Annotated in this window: 15 protein-coding genes, 1 pseudogene and 1 CRISPR repeat array; of the genes and pseudogenes, 6 read left to right on the forward strand and 10 right to left on the reverse strand. The window is 75.1% G+C overall.

Going from position 1 to position 16,278, the window contains the following annotated elements; all coding sequences use genetic code 11:
* The first annotated feature begins 7 nt into the window (after positions 1-7).
* Positions 8-1,743: a CRISPR direct-repeat array (repeat unit 28 nt; unit sequence CTCGGCCCCGCGCTCGCGGGGGTTGCTC).
* A gap of 9 nt (positions 1,744-1,752) precedes the next feature.
* A pseudogene (locus ACZ3J7_RS06810) lies at positions 1,753-2,292 on the reverse strand (pirin family protein); the annotation flags it as partial.
* Between the two features lie 200 nt (positions 2,293-2,492).
* Positions 2,493-3,176 (reverse strand): ribulose-phosphate 3-epimerase, encoded by a 684-nt coding sequence (gene rpe, locus ACZ3J7_RS06815; protein ID WP_465617580.1) that lies wholly within the window; start codon positions 3,174-3,176, stop codon positions 2,493-2,495.
* Positions 3,177-3,396: 220 nt separating this feature from the next.
* Between rpe and ACZ3J7_RS06820 the strand changes: the two genes are divergently transcribed.
* Entirely contained in the window at positions 3,397-4,251 is an 855-nt protein-coding gene (locus tag ACZ3J7_RS06820; protein WP_465617582.1) for an SCO6745 family protein, read from the forward strand.
* 129 nt (positions 4,252-4,380) lie between these two features.
* Here the strand turns inward: ACZ3J7_RS06820 and ACZ3J7_RS06825 are convergent, their stop codons facing one another.
* A complete protein-coding gene (locus tag ACZ3J7_RS06825) occupies positions 4,381-5,031 on the reverse strand; it encodes a C39 family peptidase (protein WP_465617584.1) in 651 nt (216 codons plus the stop codon).
* 181 nt (positions 5,032-5,212) lie between these two features.
* Here ACZ3J7_RS06825 and ACZ3J7_RS06830 point away from each other — a divergent pair, with 181 nt between their 5' ends.
* Positions 5,213-5,761 (forward strand): hypothetical protein, encoded by a 549-nt coding sequence (locus ACZ3J7_RS06830; RefSeq protein WP_465617586.1) that lies wholly within the window; start codon positions 5,213-5,215, stop codon positions 5,759-5,761.
* A 174-nt stretch (positions 5,762-5,935) separates the two neighbouring features.
* Entirely contained in the window at positions 5,936-6,658 is a 723-nt protein-coding gene (locus tag ACZ3J7_RS06835) for a leucine-rich repeat domain-containing protein (protein WP_465617587.1), read from the forward strand.
* Between the two features lie 54 nt (positions 6,659-6,712).
* Here ACZ3J7_RS06835 and ACZ3J7_RS06840 read toward each other — a convergent pair whose 3' ends face one another.
* From ACZ3J7_RS06840 to ACZ3J7_RS06855, 4 genes are all read right to left on the reverse strand, one after another.
* Positions 6,713-7,684, reverse strand: coding sequence for an aldo/keto reductase (locus ACZ3J7_RS06840; protein ID WP_465617589.1), 972 nt, complete (start codon positions 7,682-7,684; stop codon positions 6,713-6,715).
* Positions 7,685-7,819: 135 nt separating this feature from the next.
* Positions 7,820-8,608 (reverse strand): ABC transporter permease, encoded by a 789-nt coding sequence (locus ACZ3J7_RS06845; protein WP_465617591.1) that lies wholly within the window; start codon positions 8,606-8,608, stop codon positions 7,820-7,822.
* Positions 8,605-9,624, reverse strand: a complete 1,020-nt coding sequence (locus ACZ3J7_RS06850; RefSeq protein WP_465617593.1) for an ATP-binding cassette domain-containing protein — start codon at positions 9,622-9,624, stop codon at positions 8,605-8,607. The genes ACZ3J7_RS06845 and ACZ3J7_RS06850 overlap by 4 nt, the downstream gene beginning before the upstream one ends.
* A 77-nt stretch (positions 9,625-9,701) precedes the next feature.
* A complete protein-coding gene (locus ACZ3J7_RS06855) occupies positions 9,702-10,616 on the reverse strand; it encodes a hypothetical protein (RefSeq protein WP_465617595.1) in 915 nt (304 codons plus the stop codon).
* 91 nt (positions 10,617-10,707) lie between these two features.
* Here ACZ3J7_RS06855 and ACZ3J7_RS06860 point away from each other — a divergent pair, with 91 nt between their 5' ends.
* Complete coding sequence (locus ACZ3J7_RS06860; RefSeq protein ID WP_465617597.1) at positions 10,708-11,400, forward strand: TetR/AcrR family transcriptional regulator; 693 nt, start codon at positions 10,708-10,710, stop codon at positions 11,398-11,400.
* A gap of 183 nt (positions 11,401-11,583) precedes the next feature.
* Here ACZ3J7_RS06860 and ACZ3J7_RS06865 read toward each other — a convergent pair whose 3' ends face one another.
* The 3 genes from ACZ3J7_RS06865 to def all read right to left on the reverse strand — a co-directional run bounded on the left by ACZ3J7_RS06865 (position 11,584) and on the right by def (position 14,760).
* Positions 11,584-13,017 (reverse strand): RsmB/NOP family class I SAM-dependent RNA methyltransferase, encoded by a 1,434-nt coding sequence (locus ACZ3J7_RS06865; RefSeq protein ID WP_465617600.1) that lies wholly within the window; start codon positions 13,015-13,017, stop codon positions 11,584-11,586.
* Positions 13,018-13,162: 145 nt separating this feature from the next.
* Positions 13,163-14,095, reverse strand: coding sequence for a methionyl-tRNA formyltransferase (fmt, locus tag ACZ3J7_RS06870; protein ID WP_465617602.1), 933 nt, complete (start codon positions 14,093-14,095; stop codon positions 13,163-13,165).
* A gap of 119 nt (positions 14,096-14,214) precedes the next feature.
* Positions 14,215-14,760: a peptide deformylase gene (gene def / locus ACZ3J7_RS06875; RefSeq protein WP_465617604.1), complete on the reverse strand. Its 546-nt coding sequence runs from the start codon at positions 14,758-14,760 to the stop codon at positions 14,215-14,217.
* 300 nt (positions 14,761-15,060) lie between these two features.
* On the opposite strand from def, the gene ACZ3J7_RS06880 reads away from it, so the two are divergent.
* Both ACZ3J7_RS06880 and ACZ3J7_RS06885 read left to right on the forward strand, forming a co-directional pair.
* Entirely contained in the window at positions 15,061-15,555 is a 495-nt protein-coding gene (locus ACZ3J7_RS06880) for a hypothetical protein (RefSeq protein WP_465617606.1), read from the forward strand.
* A gap of 187 nt (positions 15,556-15,742) precedes the next feature.
* Entirely contained in the window at positions 15,743-16,237 is a 495-nt protein-coding gene (locus ACZ3J7_RS06885) for a VOC family protein (RefSeq protein ID WP_465617608.1), read from the forward strand.
* Positions 16,238-16,278: the final 41 nt, after the last annotated feature.

The following is a 16,278-nucleotide window of genomic DNA, read 5'->3' on the forward strand; positions in this document are numbered from 1 at the left end:
AACAGCACTCGGCCCCGCGCTCGCGGGGGTTGCTCCTGCTGCGTGGTCGGGATCGCCCGGGCGATGATCTCGGCCCCGCGCTCGCGGGGGTTGCTCTCCGGCATCGCCCCCAGCCGAACGCCAACAGCACTCGGCCCCGCGCTCGCGGGGGTTGCTCCTGCTGCGTGGTCGGGATCGCCCGGGCGATGATCTCGGCCCCGCGCTCGCGGGGGTTGCTCCCTGTTCCGAACGCTGCGGCGCGCCCGCCAGGACTCGGCCCCACGCTCGCGGGGGTTGCTCCGGCTGAAGTCGTCGTCCGCGCCCCAGTGGTAGCTCGGCCCCGCGCTCGCGGGGGTTGCTCCGTCGGCACCGCGACCGGGACCGTCGCAGCCGGCTCGGCCCCGCGCTCGCGGGGGTTGCTCCACGGCTGCAGTGGTGGAGGCGCCACCGACGTGCTCGGCCCCGCGCTCGCGGGGGTTGCTCCCTGTTCCGAACGCTGCGGCGCGCCCGCCAGGACTCGGCCCCGCGCTCGCGGGGGTTGCTCCGGCTTCCGGACCGTCTCCGACGGCTACGCCTACTCGGCCCCGCGCTCGCGGGGGTTGCTCCAGAGCGTCGTGCGCGATGAACGCGACGGCCACCTCGGCCCCGCGCTCGCGGGGGTTGCTCCGATGCGCTGTTCCTTCCGCCCGGCGATGGGCGCTCGGCCCCGCGCTCGCGGGGGTTGCTCCGACACCCGCCTGGCCATCCAGGCGGATCTGGACTCGGCCCCGCGCTCGCGGGGGTTGCTCGCGGGGCGTGCCGCTGCTGTACCGGGCCATGCGCTCGGCCCCGCGCTCGCGGGGGTTGCTCCCAGCTCGACAGCGCCGAGCGGGACGCCCTGATCTCGGCCCCGCGCTCGCGGGGGTTGCTCCCAGCTCGACAGCGCCGAGCGGGACGCCCTGATCTCGGCCCCGCGCTCGCGGGGGTTGCTCCGACAGGGTGCTGCTGCCGGGCGGGAGGGCCATCTCGGCCCCGCGCTCGCGGGGGTTGCTCCAGCCCACCGGCACCCCCGGAGACCCCCGATGACTCGGCCCCGCGCTCGCGGGGGTTGCTCGCTGGGCGCGTCCGCGACGGACCTGGGGACCCACTCGGCCCCGCGCTCGCGGGGGTTGCTCCCGGTTCCGCCCCACCAGCACCGGCTACCGGCTCTCGGCCCCGCGCTCGCGGGGGTTGCTCTCCCGGTAGACCTGGATCCGCCACTCGAACCCGCTCGGCCCCGCGCTCGCGGGGGTTGCTCTCCGGCCACCACGGCCAGGTGGTGTTCGGCCGGCTCGGCCCCGCGCTCGCGGGGGTTGCTCTTGCCGCCCAGCGTGTCGCGCCGGTACGCGCCGCTCGGCCCCGCGCTCGCGGGGGTTGCTCCCCCGCCCTGGAGGCGGGCGACTGCATCCGCGCCTCGGCCCCGCGCTCGCGGGGGTTGCTCGTTGGTGCCGCCCGGGGTGCTGACGTACGACGCCTCGGCCCCGCGCTCGCGGGGGTTGCTCTTCGACGTACCTGCTGGACGGCGACCTCGTGTACTCGGCCCCGCGCTCGCGGGAGTTGCTCCTGCGAGATCCTGGGCGGCATTGTCACGATCAGCTCGGCCCCGCACTCGCGGGGGTTGCTCCGCCTGGGACCTGCACACCCGCCTGTCCACCCCCTCGGCCCCGCGCTCGCGGGGGTTGCTCCTCGGAGGAGAGTACGAGGAGCGCAGGGGAGCGCTCGGCCCTGCGCTCGCGGGGGTTGCTCCAGCAAGAGGGAGGTCGCGCCGTCCAGGGTGCCGAGGATGAGCCGGGCGTGCAGGCCGTCGGCGGTGACCGCGGGCAGGTCGGGGTGGTGCTCGAAGGCGGGTTCGACGTGCCGGTGCGCGTCGGGGAGCGCGACCCAGAGCTGGGCGCCGTGCAGCAGCGGCGCGTGCTCGCGCGGGGACTCCTCGGAGTGCGAGATGGCCCGCCCGGCGGTCATCAGCCCGAGCTCGCGGGGGCGTACCGTCTGCAGGTTGCCGAGGCTGTCCCGGTGCAGGACGCTCCCTTCGTGCAGCCAGCTGACGGTCTGCAGGCCCGTGTGGGGGTGCGGCGGCACCTGCATGCCGGGCTCGTCGGCGATGTCGTCCGGACCGTAGTGGTCGACGAAGCACCAGGCCCCGACCATCCGCCGGCCGAGGCTCGGCAGCAGCCGCCGCACCACGGTCGACTCGCCGAGCGGGACGCGCCGCCCGGCCAGCAGGTCCCTGACCGGCCCGGTCGCGGCCTGCCGCCCGCAGACGGTCGGGGCGGGTTTCCGGTCGAGATCGCTCATGGCCGCCAGTATCGGCCACCCCCTCCCCCGCCCCCGGACGACCCGCCCACCGCGGTGCCGACCCTCCCCTCAGGACGCACCGAGCGGCGCCACCGCAGCCACCACGCCCGCCACGCCCACCGCAGCCGCCACGCCCGCCGCACCCGCCGCACCCGCCGCACCCGCCGCACCAGCCGCAGCCATCACGCCTGCCGCGGCCGTCAGTGCTTGCAGGACCACCACGCCTCGGCGCTCGCCGCCTCCGCCTGGGCCCGCAGCGCGCGGACGGCCTCCACGGGGTCGGCCGCGCCGTACACCGCGGAGCCGGCCACGAACACGTCGGCGCCCGCCTCGGCGCAGGCCTCGATGGTGGCGGGGGCGACGCCGCCGTCGACCTGCAGCCACAGGTCGAGGCCGTGCTTGTCGATCAGCTGCCGGGTGCGGCGGATCTTCGGGAGCATGATGTCGAGGAACGCCTGGCCGCCGAAGCCGGGCTCGACCGTCATGATCAGCACCATGTCGAGTTCGGGCAGCAGGTCCTCGTAGGGCTCGATCGGGGTCGCGGGGCGCAGCGCCATCGAGGCGCGGGCGCCCTTGGCGCGGATCTCCCGGGCGAGGCGGACGGGCGCGGCGGCGGCCTCGACGTGGAAGGTGACCGAGCCGGCGCCGGCCTCGACGTACTGCGGGGCCCAGCGGTCGGGCTGTTCGATCATCAGGTGGCAGTCGAGGGGGGTGTCGGTGGCGCGGGCCAGCGACTCGACGATCGGCACGCCCAGGGTGAGGTTGGGGACGAAGTGGTTGTCCATCACGTCGACGTGCAGCCAGTCCGCGCCGCGCACCGCCTCGGCCTCGTCGGCGAGGCGGGCGAAGTCCGCGGACAGGATGCTCGGGTTGATCTGCGCCATGCTGAGGGTACCTTCACGACTCGATGCGTGCGGGCGGCCGGTGCGACCACCCGGGACCATCATCCCCTGCGCGCCGCACGGCCCCACCCGCCCGCCCCGGAAGGCGTCCTCCGAACTGTTCACACCCCGGAAACACTTCCCCTTCCCGGTGTCAGCCCACTCTGGCAGGCTCCCAGAGCAGGCGGATCCAGCGCTGCTCGCCCCTCACGAAAGGCGTCCGATGACCCAGGTCGTCCACCCCGCACGTGCCCTCTGGTGGCTGTTCGAGCCCGTCCACGCCCTCACCTACTTCTCCCCCGAGGCCCGCGCCGCGTACGAGGCGGCGGGGCTCCGCGGTTACTGGCGCGGTTACTTCGGCGGACGTTCGGCGCCGCTGGGCGCGGTGGACGCGGCGCCGGTGGTGGCCGCGTTCTTCAACTTCGCGCCGCAGATGGTCGAGCGGGCGCTGCCGGACGTCTGGTCGCTGGCGAGCCCGGAGCGGGCGCTGGAGGCCCGGGTCGAGGGCGCGACGGGCGCCCTGCGGCGCGTCCTGGTGGACGTGAAGCCGGATCTGATCGACCGTTCGGTGGAGCTGCTGGAACGCGCCGTCGACGGCCTCGACTGTTGTGGGCGCGTGCTGGCCGCCGCGAACGCAGACCTCCCCCGCCCGGACGACCGCCTGGCCCGCCTCTGGCAGGCCACCACCGTACTGCGCGAGCACCGGGGCGACGGGCACGTCGCCGCCCTGGTCACCGAGGGCCTGGACGGCTGCGAGGCGCTGGTCGTCCGCTGCGCCCTCGACACCCGCCGCGAGACCCTGCAGCCGCACCGGGGTTGGAGCGACCGCGAGTGGGACGAGGCCACCGCCCGCCTGATCGACCGCAAGTGGCTCACCCCGGACGGCTCGCTGACCGTCGAGGGCCGCCGCCGCCACCTCGCCCTGGAGGCCGCCACCGACCTCGCCGCCTCCCGGGTCTGGACGCACTTCCACCGCTTCGAGCTGGACGAGCTCCTCACCGCGCTGCGCCCGATCTCGGCCGCCTGCCGCGCCGACCTCCCGCCGAGCACCCCGATCGGCCTCCCCAACGCGGCCTGACGGCGACGGCCCGGCGGCGACCCGGTCCGGCCGCCGCCCGGCCCGCACGGCCCGCAATCCGACGTCCGGCCCGCACCCCGGCGTCCGGCCGGGCCGCGAGAACCCGACCCCCTTCCCCCGCAGGGGTGTTCAGTGCGGCGGCGGACCGAGCACGATGCCGCGACCGGAGTAGAAGCGGTCGAGGTCGGCCCAGGGCACCCGGGCGTCCCGCTGGGAGCCGTCGGGGAAGCCGGACGGGTTGTGGATCATCAGGGCGTCGTCGTCGGCGCCGACCGCGAGCACCAAGTGACCGCCGGTGCGCGGGACTTCGGGCGCGAGGGTGCGGATGCCCGGGTGGACGGAGAGCATCGGCAGCCGCCCCTCGCCGAGTTCGGCGACGACCTGCTCGGCGGGCAGCGGGCTGACCGCCTCGGCACGCAGGCCCCAGCGGGTGCGGGCGTACGCGGCGAACGGGGCGTGGATCAGGCCGTCGAGCCGCCCGTCGGGGTGCCGGACGTACGCGCCGGCCCGCAGGCACTCCTCGGCGAGGCGGACGGCCGCGGGCGCGAGGCCCCACCAGTGGTCGAGCGCCATCCGCAGGCAGGCCATCCCGCACAGCCGCCACGACCAGTACTCGTACTCGTCCTCGTCGGCGGCGCCGGAGCGCTCCCACAGCGGGTCGTCGGCGGCCCGTAGCGTGCCGTCCAGGATGTCGGGGACGAGCTCGGGCGACTCCCACTGGGAGTAGTAGGGCACCTGGTGGCTGATCGGCTTCACCCGGTCATCCTGGCGTACTTTCATCCGGTTCCCCCGGAACCCCGCCCCGACACCGCGATGCGTCGGCCCGGCCCCGCCTCCCCTACCGCCCACCGAATCTCCGAAACGGCTCCCACCTGCGGCGACGAGCCCGCCCACGCGGACTTGAACACGTTCAAATCATCTGACAGAGTGAGCGCGCACCACGACGGGAAGGACGTGCGCCGTGCGTACTCGCACCCTCTCCGGCCGCCTCGCAGCCGGCCGCTCCATGGCCGGCCGCCTCGCGCCCGGCCTGCTGCTGGCCCTGCTGCTGGCCCTGCTGCTGGCTCCGCTGGGTGCCTGCGCGGGGCCCCACCAGTACGACGAAGGCACCGGGACGCACGGTGTGACCGGCGCCGAGGCGACCGGCGCGTGGGTGGGCGCGAACGGCACCCGGCTCTCCCTGCACGCCGACGGCACTGCCCGGTTCGAGCACCTCGACGGCAAGGAGTTCGACTTCGACGCGGGGTGGCGGCTCTCCGGCACCGGCACCTGGGAGCTCGCCGACCACCCCCGGGGGCAGCACCTCCACCTCTCCCTCACCACCCGGACGTCCGCCGACACCCGCCCGGAGCCCACGCCCGACCCCCGGCCGCGGCCGTCGGCCCCCGCCGACTACCGGTGGGAGTTCGAGCTGGACCGCGACGAGCAGCAGCGGCTCGTCCTGTTCTTCCTCACCGGTGACCCCGACGCGGGCAGCACCAACGTCCTCAGCCGCGCCACCGCTCCCTGAACCCCCGCACCCCGGGGCCGGACCCGGCGTATCGTCCGTCTGCGGACCGGTCACCCGTCCGGTTCCCCTCCGCCCCGCGAACGGAGCAGCCTTGACCGAGCCCCGCACCGGTTCCGCCGTCCCCCCGGAACCGGCCGAACTCCCGCACTCCGTACACCGGTCGGAGCGGGCACTGTGACCGGGACGACGGTGAACCTGTGGCGCGCGGGGCTGAGCACCGTGCCGGCGGAGGTGTGGGGCCGGTCGGACGCCGAGATGCTGATCCTGGCGGACAACGCGCTGACCGAACTCCCGGACACCATCGGCGGGTTCCCCGGGCTGCGGACGCTCGACCTGGGGCACAACGCGCTCACCGCCGTCCCCGGCTGGATCGGCGACCTCCCCGGACTGACCGGCTTCCTCTACCTGCACGACAACCGGCTGACCGCGCTGCCGGCCACCCTGGGCCGCCTGCACCGGCTGCGCTACCTCAACGTCGGCGACAACCCGATCACCGAACTCCCGGACAGTTTCGGCGACTTGGCTCAGCTACTCGAACTGCGGGCGCAGAACTGCCGGTTGGCCGCCCTCCCGGCCGCACTCGGCTCGCTCGCCCGGCTGCGCGAGCTGAGGCTGCGCGACAACTCCCTGACCACGCTGCCCGACACGCTGTCCGGGCTGCGCGAACTGCGCTGCCTGGAACTGCGCGGCAACCGGCTGACCGCACTGCCGCGCGCCCTGGCCGCACTGCCGCTGCTGCGCGAACTCGACCTGCGCGGGAACCCGTTGGTTGAGGTCCCGGACTGGCTGGCCACGCTCCCGGCGCTGGAGAAGCTGGACCTGCGCTGGACCCCGGCACCGCCCGCCCCGCGCCTGGTCGACGCCCTCGAACGGCGCGGCTGCGCCGTGTACTTCTGACCGGCCCCGGCCCGGTCGGTCCCGGCCCGGTCGACCGGGCCGGGACCGGTCGACTCACCAGGCGTAGTGCTCGGGCGCGGTGCGGTAGCCGGGGAAGATCTCGTCCAGCCGTCCGAGCGTCTTGGCGTCCAGTTCGACGTCCAACGAGCGGACCGCCGCGTCCAGCTGCTCCTCGGTGCGGGGGCCGATGATCGGGGCGGTGACGGCCGGGCGGGTGTTCAGCCAGGCGAGCGCGACGTCGCCGGGCTCGTGGCCGAGTTCCCCGCACAGGTCCTCGTAGGCCTGGATCTGCTCGCGGCGCGCGTTCAGGGTGTCCAGGGCGCGGCCCGAGGCGCGGCGGACGCCCTCGCGCTCCTTGCGCAGCACGCCGCCGAGCAGTCCGCCGTGCAGCGGGGACCACGGGATCAGGCCGAGGCCGTAGTGCTGGGCGGCGGGGGCCACCTCCAGCTCGACGCTGCGCTCGATCAGGTTGTACAGCGACTGCTCGCTGGTCAGGCCGAGGAAGTTCCGGGCCTTCGCGGCCTCCTGGGCCTGGGCGAGGTGCCAGCCGGCGAAGTTGGAGGAACCGACGTAGACGATCTTGCCCTGGAGGGTGAGCACCTCCATCGCCTGCCAGATCTCGTCCCAGGGCGTGTCCCGGTCGACGTGGTGCATCTGGTACAGGTCGATGTGGTCGGTCTGCAGGCGGCGCAGGCTGGCGTCCACGGCGCGGCGGATGTTGAGCGCGGAGAGCTTGCCCTGGTTGGGCCAGTCGCCCATGTCGCCGTACAGCTTGGTGGCGATCACGGTCTTCTCGCGCCGGCCGCCGCCCTTGGCGAACCAGTTGCCGATGATCGTCTCGGTGAGGCCCTTGTTCTCGTCCCAGCCGTAGACGTCGGCGGTGTCGAAGAAGTTGATGCCGTGCCCGTGCGCGGCGTCCATGATGCGGTGCGCGTCGGCCTCCACGGTGTGCGGGCCGAAGTTCATGGTGCCCAGGCAGAGTCGGGAGACGGACAGGCCGGTGCGGCCGAGGTGGGTGTACTCCATGATCACACCCTCCGCCGCACCGGCCCGCTTGTCCAGTACCCGGCCGGACGCACCGTCCGGCCGGGCACCTCCCCACCGGGTCGCTCCGGCCCCCGTCCGGCCTCGGCACCCGGGCGGCCCCGCCCTCGGGGCGCCTCAGCGCCCCGAGCGGGCGAAGCTCCGGACGGCGAGCGGCACGGCGAACGCCAGCAGCACGGCGCACCAGCCGAGCGCGGCGGCCACGGGGTGCTGCGCGGGCCAGGCGGCGCCGGGCGCGGACGGGTTGCCGAAGAGCTGCCGACCGGCCTCCGCGACGGCGCTGACCGGGTTCCACTCGGCGAGCGCGGCCAGCCAGCCGGGCATCCCGCCGGTCGGCACGAAGGCACTGGTGAGCATGGCGAACGGGATGGCCAGGGCGCCGAGTTGGCCGGCCGTCTCCTCCTTCCCGACGAGCAGGCCGAGCGCGGTGCCGAGCCAGCCGCAGGCGAACCGGAACAGCAGCAGCAGTCCGAACGCGCCGAGCGCGGGGCCCAGTCCGTGCCGGATCCGCCAGCCGGCCGCCAGGCCGATCAGCGCGGTCGGCAGCAGGACGGCGGCGGCGACCAGCAGGTCCGCGAGCGCCTGCCCGGTGAGCAGGCCCAGCCGGGACACCGACATCGACCGCAGCCGGTCGGTGACGCCCCGCCCGGCGTCCCGGGCCCCGCCGACCATCGCGGGCATCACGGCGTTCAGCGCGACCAGCGCGAACAGGCCGGGCATCAGGAACTCCCGGTAGCCCCCGCCGCCCGGCACGCTCATCGCGCTGCCGAACACGTAGCCGAACACCCCGACCATGGCGACCGGTACCAGCAGCGAGGACGCCAGCAGTCCGGGCGAGTGCCGGTACACCAGCAGGATCCGCCGGGCCGAGGCGGCGGCGTCGAGGGGCGCCGTCCACGCGCTCACGCGGCACTCCCGAGGTCCGAAGCGGTCCCGGCCGCGGCTCCGGACGCGGCGCCGGCCGTGCCACCGGCCCCCGCGCCGGTCAGCGCGCCGGTCAGCGCGAGGAAGACGTCGTCCAGCGACGGGGTGCGCAGCGCGACGTCCGAGGCGGTGACGCCCGCCGCGTCCAACTCCCGCACCAGGCGCGGCAGGGCGAGCGGTCGGGCCGGGTCGGAGACGGCGCTCAGCCGGCCGCGCTCGGGGTCGACGACGGGGTGGCCGCCGGTGAGCGCGGCCAGGACGGCCCGGGCCCGCTCCGGGTCGGCGTCCTCGGGGAGGACGACCTCGACCAGGGTGCCGATCGCGGACTTCAGCCGGGCGGGGGTGTCGTCAGCGACGGTCCGGCCCCGGTCGAGCACGACGATCCGGTCGGCCAGCCGGTCGGCCTCGTCGAGGTACTGGGTGGTGAGCAGCACGGTGGTGCCCTGTTCGGCCAACTCCCTCACGGCGGACCAGATCTCGCGTCGGCTGCGAGGGTCGAGCCCGGTGGTCGGCTCGTCCAGGAACAGCGCCCGGGGGCGGGCGATCAGGCTGGCCACCAGGTCGAGCCGGCGGCGCGTGCCGCCGGAGTAGCCGCGCACCAGGCGGTCGGCGACGTCGGTGAGGCGGTGGCGCTCCAGCAGTTCGGCGGCCCGGGAGCGGGCGGCGGCGGAGCCCAAGTGGTGCAGTCGGCCGAGCAGTTCGAGGTTCTCGCGGCCGGTGATGCCCTCCTCCACGGCGGCGTACTGCCCGGCCAGCCCGATCCGCCGCCGCACGGCGGCCGCGTCCCTCACCACGTCGTACCCGCAGACCCGCGCCGCCCCCCGGTCCGGACGCACCAGCGTCGCGAGGATCCGCACCAGCGTGCTCTTCCCCGCCCCGTTGGGGCCGAGCAGGCCGCACACCGCCCCCTCCGGGACGTCGAGTTCGAGTCGGTCGAGCGCGGTGGTGGCACCGAAGCCCTTGGACAGGCCGCGTACGGCAATGACCGGGTCGCTCATGGCAGGCCCCCTCTGAGTACATCGTACGTAATACCGCCACCATACTAGGTACGTCGTACGTAGAGAAGGCCCGGCCGTCAGGCGTTCCCTCCCCCACCCCCGCCGTAGTGGCCCCAGCCCGCCCTGGACCGCATCGGCTCGGTACCGCGGGCCTCGATGTGGGCGAGCAGGGTCGATCGCAGCGGCTCCGGCAGCTCCCGGCCCTGCGACGCGACCCACCTCCCGGCGCAGAACAGCTGGGCGGCGCCGTCCAGGTGGGCCGGCTCCGGCGGACGGACGGCGAGCGCGGCGAGCACCGCCTCCGTGCCTTCCGCGAGGATCAGGTCCTCCAGGGCCAGGTCGTACCGCTGCAACCCGCCCTCCTCCCGGGCGCCGACGGCGAGCCAGGCCAGCAGCGCCCGGATCCGCTCGTCGCGATCGGGCCAGTGCCACCGGACCAACCCGGCGAAGCCGATCCGGGCGTGCCGCTGCTGCTCCGACCAGGCCTCGTCGTCGTCCCCCGGCATCCGGACCATTTCGGCCGCCGCCGCGGCCAACTCCGGCGGGGCCGCCGCCGACCAGCGCTGCCCGCGCCGCGCCAGGCGCGCGTCCTCGGCCGCCAGCTCCGCCCGGGCCTCGCGCGGACCGGTCAGCCCGCGCTCGGCGAGCCAGTCATCGAGGGCCGCGCCGTGGAGCAGTTGGGCGTCGCAGTCGCCGACCCCGCGGATGTCCGTCCCGTGGTGCAGGCTCCACTCCGCGAACCGCGTCCCGTCGGCCTTCTGGAGGAGGATCGTCGGCCACCCCGAGCACAGGCAGGCGTCCCCCGTCCCGCCGTCCACGATCGCCAGCAGGCCGGCCAGTTCGGTGATCTCGCCGCCCGTCAGCTCCAGCCGCGCCGCCCCCGGCCGGTCCACCTCGCGCGGAGCCGCCTCCACGACCACCACCCGCGCCGCCCGGCGCAGCTCCTTCCGCAGCCGCGCCGTGGTCGGCCGCCCCGTTCCCGATCCGCGCATCTGCCGCTCCCCTCTCCGGGGCCACGTGGCCCGCGGCACCCTACCCTCCTCCCGGCAGCGCCTAGACTGGCCACCGAGGTGATCGAGCGAAATGCCGTCCGACGAGGAACCCGAGCTGATCTGGCTGCGCCCGGAGTACTCCGGCCGCGGGCCGAGGCCGGCGCACAGCCGGACGTCGATCGCGCGGGCCGCGCTGGCACTCGCCGACCGCGAGGGGCTGGACGCGGTCACCATGCGCAGAGTGGCGGCCGAACTCGGCGCCGGCACCATGTCGTTGTACAACTACGTGCCGAAGAAGGAGCACCTGTTCGACCTGCTGGTCGACCTGCTGGCCGAGGAGTACGACCTCCCGGCCGAACCCAGCGGCGACCCCCGGGCCGATCTCACCCTGCTGGCGCACCAGTTGCGCGCCGTCCTGGCCCGCCACGGCTGGGCCACCACGCTGATCGCGCACCGCCCGGGCCTCGGGCCGAACGGCCTGCGGGTCACCGAGTTCCACCTGGCCGCGTTGGCCGGCACCCCGCTCGGCGGCACCGCCAAGATGGAGGCGTTCTCCCAACTGACCGGATACGTCTGCCAGTTCACCGACTGGCAGCAGCGCTCGGCGCAGGCCGGCGCCCGCTGGCTGACCGACCTGGTCCGCTACCTGCACGGCGCCACCGCCACCGGCCGGTACCCGCACCTCGCCGCCACCCTCGCCGAGAGCAGCGCCCCGCCCGACCCGGACGCCGCCTTCGAACGCGGCCTGCAGCGCCTCGTCTCGGCACTCCTGGCCGAGGACTGACGCACCGTCAGGCGAGCGCGGGGCGCGGGCCCCGTGGAGCACCCGGTACGCCTCGATCCGCCGCGCGCCGACCGAGGCGAGGCGAGGTGAGGTGAGGCGAGGTGACCGGCACCGCGAACTCCGGGCCCTCCGGCACCGCCCCTCGGCCCCCCCGGTTCCCGCGCCGGAGTGGGGAGTCCGCCGTCAGGCGGTGCGCCGCAGCAGCGCCAGGTACATCGCGTCCGTCCCGTGCAGGTGCGGCCAGAGCTGGACGTCCGGGCCCTCGCCGAGGTCGGGGACGCCGGGCAGCAGCGGGCGGGCGTCGATCCACTCGACGTCCTCCCGGCCGCGCAGCACGTCGTCGACCACGGCCCGGGTCTCCGCCAGGTGCGGCGAGCAGGTCGCGTAGCCGACCACGCCGCCGACCCGCGCCGCGTCCAGCGCGGAGCGCAGCAACTCCCGCTGCAGCGGCCCGAATCCGGCGATGTCCTCGGGGCGCCGGCGCCACCGCGCCTCGGGGCGGCGGCGCAGCGCGCCCAGGCCCGAGCACGGCACGTCGACCAGCACCCGGTCGAAGGCCCCCCGCTCCCAGGCGCCGCGCGTCCCGTCGGCGGTGATGACGGCGTACGGGCCGGGGTTGCCGTCCAGCGCGCGGGCGACCAGGCGGGCCCGGTGCTGCTGCTTCTCGGAGGCGACCAGCGCCGCGCCGCGCTCCGCGGCGACCGCGGCGAGCAGCGCGGCCTTGCCACCGGGGCCCGCGCAGCCGTCCAGCCAGAGCCGGTCGGGGCCGTCCAGCGGCGCGTTGGCGAGGGCGATCGCGACCAGCTGGCTGCCCTCGTCCTGCACGCCGGCCCGGTTCTCCCGCACCGCGTCCACCCCGGCGGGGTCGCCGCCGTCGGTGAGCCGCAGCGCGTACGGCGACCAGCGGCCGTCCTCGACCTCGGGCAGCGCCTCCCGCAGTTCGGTGACCGAGGAGCGGCCGGGGCGGGCGACCAGGGTCACCTCGGGGCGGGCGTTGTCCGCCTCCAGCAGCTGCTCCATCGCCTGCCGCCCGCTCGCGGCGGGCTGCCAGCGGCCGAGCGCGTCCCACAGCGAGGAGACCACCCAGCGTGGGTGCGAGTGGGCGACGGCCAGGTGGTCCTCGGCGTCGTCCTCGTACGGCGGGGCGACCTGGGCGACCCAGCCGTCCAGGTCCTGGGCGCTGATCTTGCGCAGCACGGCGTTGACGAACTTGGCGCGGCCGTCGCCGAGCACCACCCGGGCCAGCTCGACGGTCGCGGACACCGCGGCGTGGCTGGGGATGCGGGTGCCGAGCAGCTGGTGCGCGCCGAGCGAGAGCACGTCCAGCACCGGCGGGTCGACCTCGCGCAGCGGGCGGTCCACGCAGGCCGCGATGATCGCGTCGTAGGTGCCCTGGCCGCGCAGCGTGCCGTACACCAGCTCGGTGGCGAGCGCGGCGTCGCGCCGCTCCATGCCCTTGCGCTCGGCCTCGCGCAGCAGCGACGGCAGGATCAGGTTGGCGTACGCGTCGCGCTCGTCGACGGCCCGCAGCGCGCGGAACGCGACGATCCGGGCGGGGTCCTTCTTCGGACGGCGGTGCGGACGGGGGGCGCGCTTCGCGCCGGCGGGGGTGCTCAAAACGAATGCCTCGAAACAAAAGGTGCTGCGGATCAGGTCCGACCCGACGAGGGGTCTCCCCCCAAGTCTAGGCCGAACCCGCCACGCACCCCTCTTCCGGCAACCTCCGGCGACCTCCGCCGGCCGCCGTCGACCTCCGTCGGCCTCAGCCCTCGAAGCGCTCCCCGGACTCGATCCGCGCGCCGCGCGCCCAGTCCGCGGCCGGCATCGCCTTCTTGCCCTGCGGGCGGACCCCGCCGAGCTCCACCTCGTGGCTGCCGGTGCCGACCCGGACGCTGTTCTTCGCGACCGCCAACTCGCCCGGCGCCAGGGCGCTCACGCCCGGCAGCAGCCGGACGGGGCCGGTCACCTTGAGCCGCTCGCCGCGGAAGGTGGTCCACGCGCCGGGCGCGGGCGCGCAGCCGCGCACCACCCGGTCGACCCGCAGCGCGGGGTGGGTCCACTCGATCCGGGCGTCCTCGACGGTCAGCTTGGGCGCCAGTGACACCCCGGCGAGCGGCTGCGGCTCGGGGCGGGCCTGCCCGTCCTCGATCGCGTCCATGGTGCGCACCAGCAGGTCGGCGCCCGCGTGCGCGAGCCGGCCGAGCAGGTCGCCGCTGGTGTCGGTGGGCTTGACCGTCTCGGTGAGGACGCCGAACACCGGCCCCGAGTCCAGGCCCTCCTCGATCCGGAAGGTGGACGCGCCGGTGACCTCGTCGCCCGCCATCACCGCGTGCTGCACGGGCGCGGCGCCGCGCCACGCGGGCAGCAGCGAGAAGTGCAGGTTGACCCAGCCGTGCACCGGGATCTCCAGCGCGCCGGGACGGATCAGCGCGCCGTACGCCACCACGGGGCAGCAGTCGGGGGCGATCTCGGCCAGCCGGGCCGTGAACTCCGGCTCACCGGGCCGGACGGGCTTGAGCACCTCGATGCCCGCCTCCTCGGCGCGCTGCGCGACGGGGCTGGCCACCAGCTTGCGCCCGCGCCCGGCCGGCGCGTCGGGGCGGGTCACCACGGCGACCACCTCGTGCCGGGATGCCAGCAGGGCGTCCAGGGCGGGAACGGCGACCTCGGGGGTGCCGGCGAAGACGAGACGCACGGGCTGGGGCCTTTCACTGGATTCGAGCGGTTCGAACGGTTCGAGCGGTTCAGGCGGTTCGAGCGGTTCAGGTGACCGGGAGCCCGGCAGCCGCGGCGACCGGGCGCCGCGGCACGCGGTCAGCGGATCGGACCGAAGGTCGAATGCGGCGAGATCCGCACCGTGGGCGCGGGGCCGCCGCCCCAGTCCGCCTCCCGGATCGCCTTCATGGCGGCCTTCCGGGCCTCCCGGTCCAGCCGGTCGATGAAGATGATCCCGTCCAGGTGGTCCGTCTCGTGCTGGATGCACCGCGCCAGCAGCTGGGTTCCCTCCACCTCCACCGGCTCCCCGTGCATGTTGACGCCCCTGGCCACCACGCCGTACGCCCGCTTGGTGTCGAACCGCAGGCCGGGCAGCGACAGGCAGCCCTCGGGACCGTCCTGCTCCTCCTCGCTGAGCGACAGGTCGGGGTTGATCAGGTGGCCCACCACCCCGTCCACGTTGTACGTGAACACCCGCAGCGAGACGCCCAGTTGCGGCGCGGCCAGCCCGGCCCCGGGAGCCTCCAGCATGGTGTCGGTCAGGTCCTTCACCAGCTTCCGCAGCTCCTTGTCGAAGACGGTCACCGGCTTCGCGGTCGCCCGCAGCACCGGGTCACCGAAGATCCGGATCGGCTGAACTGCCAAGACTGCGACTCCCTCTGCACCCGACGACGACTGACCTGCGGCCGACCCACCACCGCGCTGCCACGACCGCGCTGCCACGACCGCGCCCCGAGCGGAACCACGTCCTGTCCGACGGCGCGGGAACGACCTTCTCCGAGAAGTCTATGCAATGCCCGCCACCGGGGCGGGACGGCCACTGGCATATCCCGAGTCGCACTCCACGCGTGACCCAACGACCCGCCGTGCGTTGGTCAATGCGAATTGACCGGGACGCGCGAGCGCCCCGAGCACGCGACCCGACCGAGAGGTGGCAACGAGGCCATGGCCGAGCAGATCAACCACGACGCCCGGGCCCGGGCGTCCCTGCACCTACTGGTGCGGGACATCGAACGGGTCCGCCGCCAGGTCGACGCCCTGCGCACGCTCACCGCCCAACTGGGCAACGTCTACCGCCCCCGTCGCCCCAGCACCTCGGCCGGCTTCGTGGTCTACGGCCGCGCCCCCGCTCCGACCGTCCGCCTCGCCCAGGAACTGCGCGAGAGCGTCGAGACCCTGGTCGCCGCCGCCGTCGAGTTCGACCGCGCCCTGGGCTTCTCCTGGGACTCCGTCGGCTCCGCGCTCGGCGTCACCAAGCAGGCCGTCCACCGCCGCTACGGCATGCGCCGCCCCACTGGCGAACTGCTCCCCTCCCCGCGCGAGACCGAGGACCCCGCGCCCCCGCCCGCCCCCACCGCGCCGGTCGTCCCCGTCGTCGGCCGCCCCCCGATCCCGCAGGCCCGGCAGGCCAGCCCGCTGATGCCCCAGCGCACCCGCTAGCCCCCCGCCCGCGCCACGGGCAACACCACAAGCACCGCACGCACCACGCACCGCAGGCAGCACCCACCGAGCGGTCGGCTCCGCACCGAGGTCCCTCACCACCCCGGACGGATCCGGCCGCTCGCGCGCTCCACGAGCCCCGCGAAGAATCGGTTCCGCACCCCCGCACACGAGAGGAACCGAGCCCGTGACCGTCTCCGACACCCCGATGAACCTCACCCGCGCCGCGCACGTCGGCATCTCCGTCTCCGACCTGGACGCCTCCGTCGCGTTCTACCGCGCCCTCACCGGCAACGACCCGGTCGTCGCCGACGAGACCATGCGGAGCGTCCCGTTCGGCCGGTCCCAGGGCCTGCCCACCGCGAAGCTCCGGTACGCCACCATCAACCTGGACAACAACCTGGGCATCGACCTGATCCAGTTCCAGGACCCGGTCGGCGAGCCCACCCGGGGCGCCGCCAACCGCCCGGGCTCCATGCACCTGTGCTTCAAGGTCGACGACCTCGACGCCGTCCACCGCCGGATGAAGGACGCGGGGTACGACTTCCTCGGCGACCCCTACACCTTCCAGGCCGGCGAGGTCACCCCGGACGCCGCCCTCGGCACCAAGGTCGCCTACTTCAACGACCCGGACGGCACCAACCTGGAGATCATCCAGCCCGAGGGCGGCTTCGCCAACTGAGCGCCCCAGCCCCAGCACCACCCGGCACCGCCGGGTACCGC

The sequence above is a fragment of the Kitasatospora sp. NPDC015121 genome (assembly GCF_055562955.1).

What these genes read in the sequence shown, in the direction of transcription:
- rpe (WP_465617580.1), bottom strand. Translation starts at nt 3,176, where the DNA reads ATGGCGCAGATCAACCCGAGCATCCTGTCCGCGGACTTCGCCCGCCTC.
- ACZ3J7_RS06820 (WP_465617582.1), top strand. Translation starts at nt 3,397, where the DNA reads ATGACCCAGGTCGTCCACCCCGCACGTGCCCTCTGGTGGCTGTTCGAG.
- ACZ3J7_RS06825 (WP_465617584.1), bottom strand. Translation starts at nt 5,031, where the DNA reads ATGAAAGTACGCCAGGATGACCGGGTGAAGCCGATCAGCCACCAGGTG.
- ACZ3J7_RS06840 (WP_465617589.1), bottom strand. Translation starts at nt 7,684, where the DNA reads ATGGAGTACACCCACCTCGGCCGCACCGGCCTGTCCGTCTCCCGACTC.
- ACZ3J7_RS06850 (WP_465617593.1), bottom strand. Translation starts at nt 9,624, where the DNA reads ATGAGCGACCCGGTCATTGCCGTACGCGGCCTGTCCAAGGGCTTCGGT.
- ACZ3J7_RS06855 (WP_465617595.1), bottom strand. Translation starts at nt 10,616, where the DNA reads ATGCGCGGATCGGGAACGGGGCGGCCGACCACGGCGCGGCTGCGGAAG.
- ACZ3J7_RS06860 (WP_465617597.1), top strand. Translation starts at nt 10,708, where the DNA reads ATGCCGTCCGACGAGGAACCCGAGCTGATCTGGCTGCGCCCGGAGTAC.
- ACZ3J7_RS06880 (WP_465617606.1), top strand. Translation starts at nt 15,061, where the DNA reads ATGGCCGAGCAGATCAACCACGACGCCCGGGCCCGGGCGTCCCTGCAC.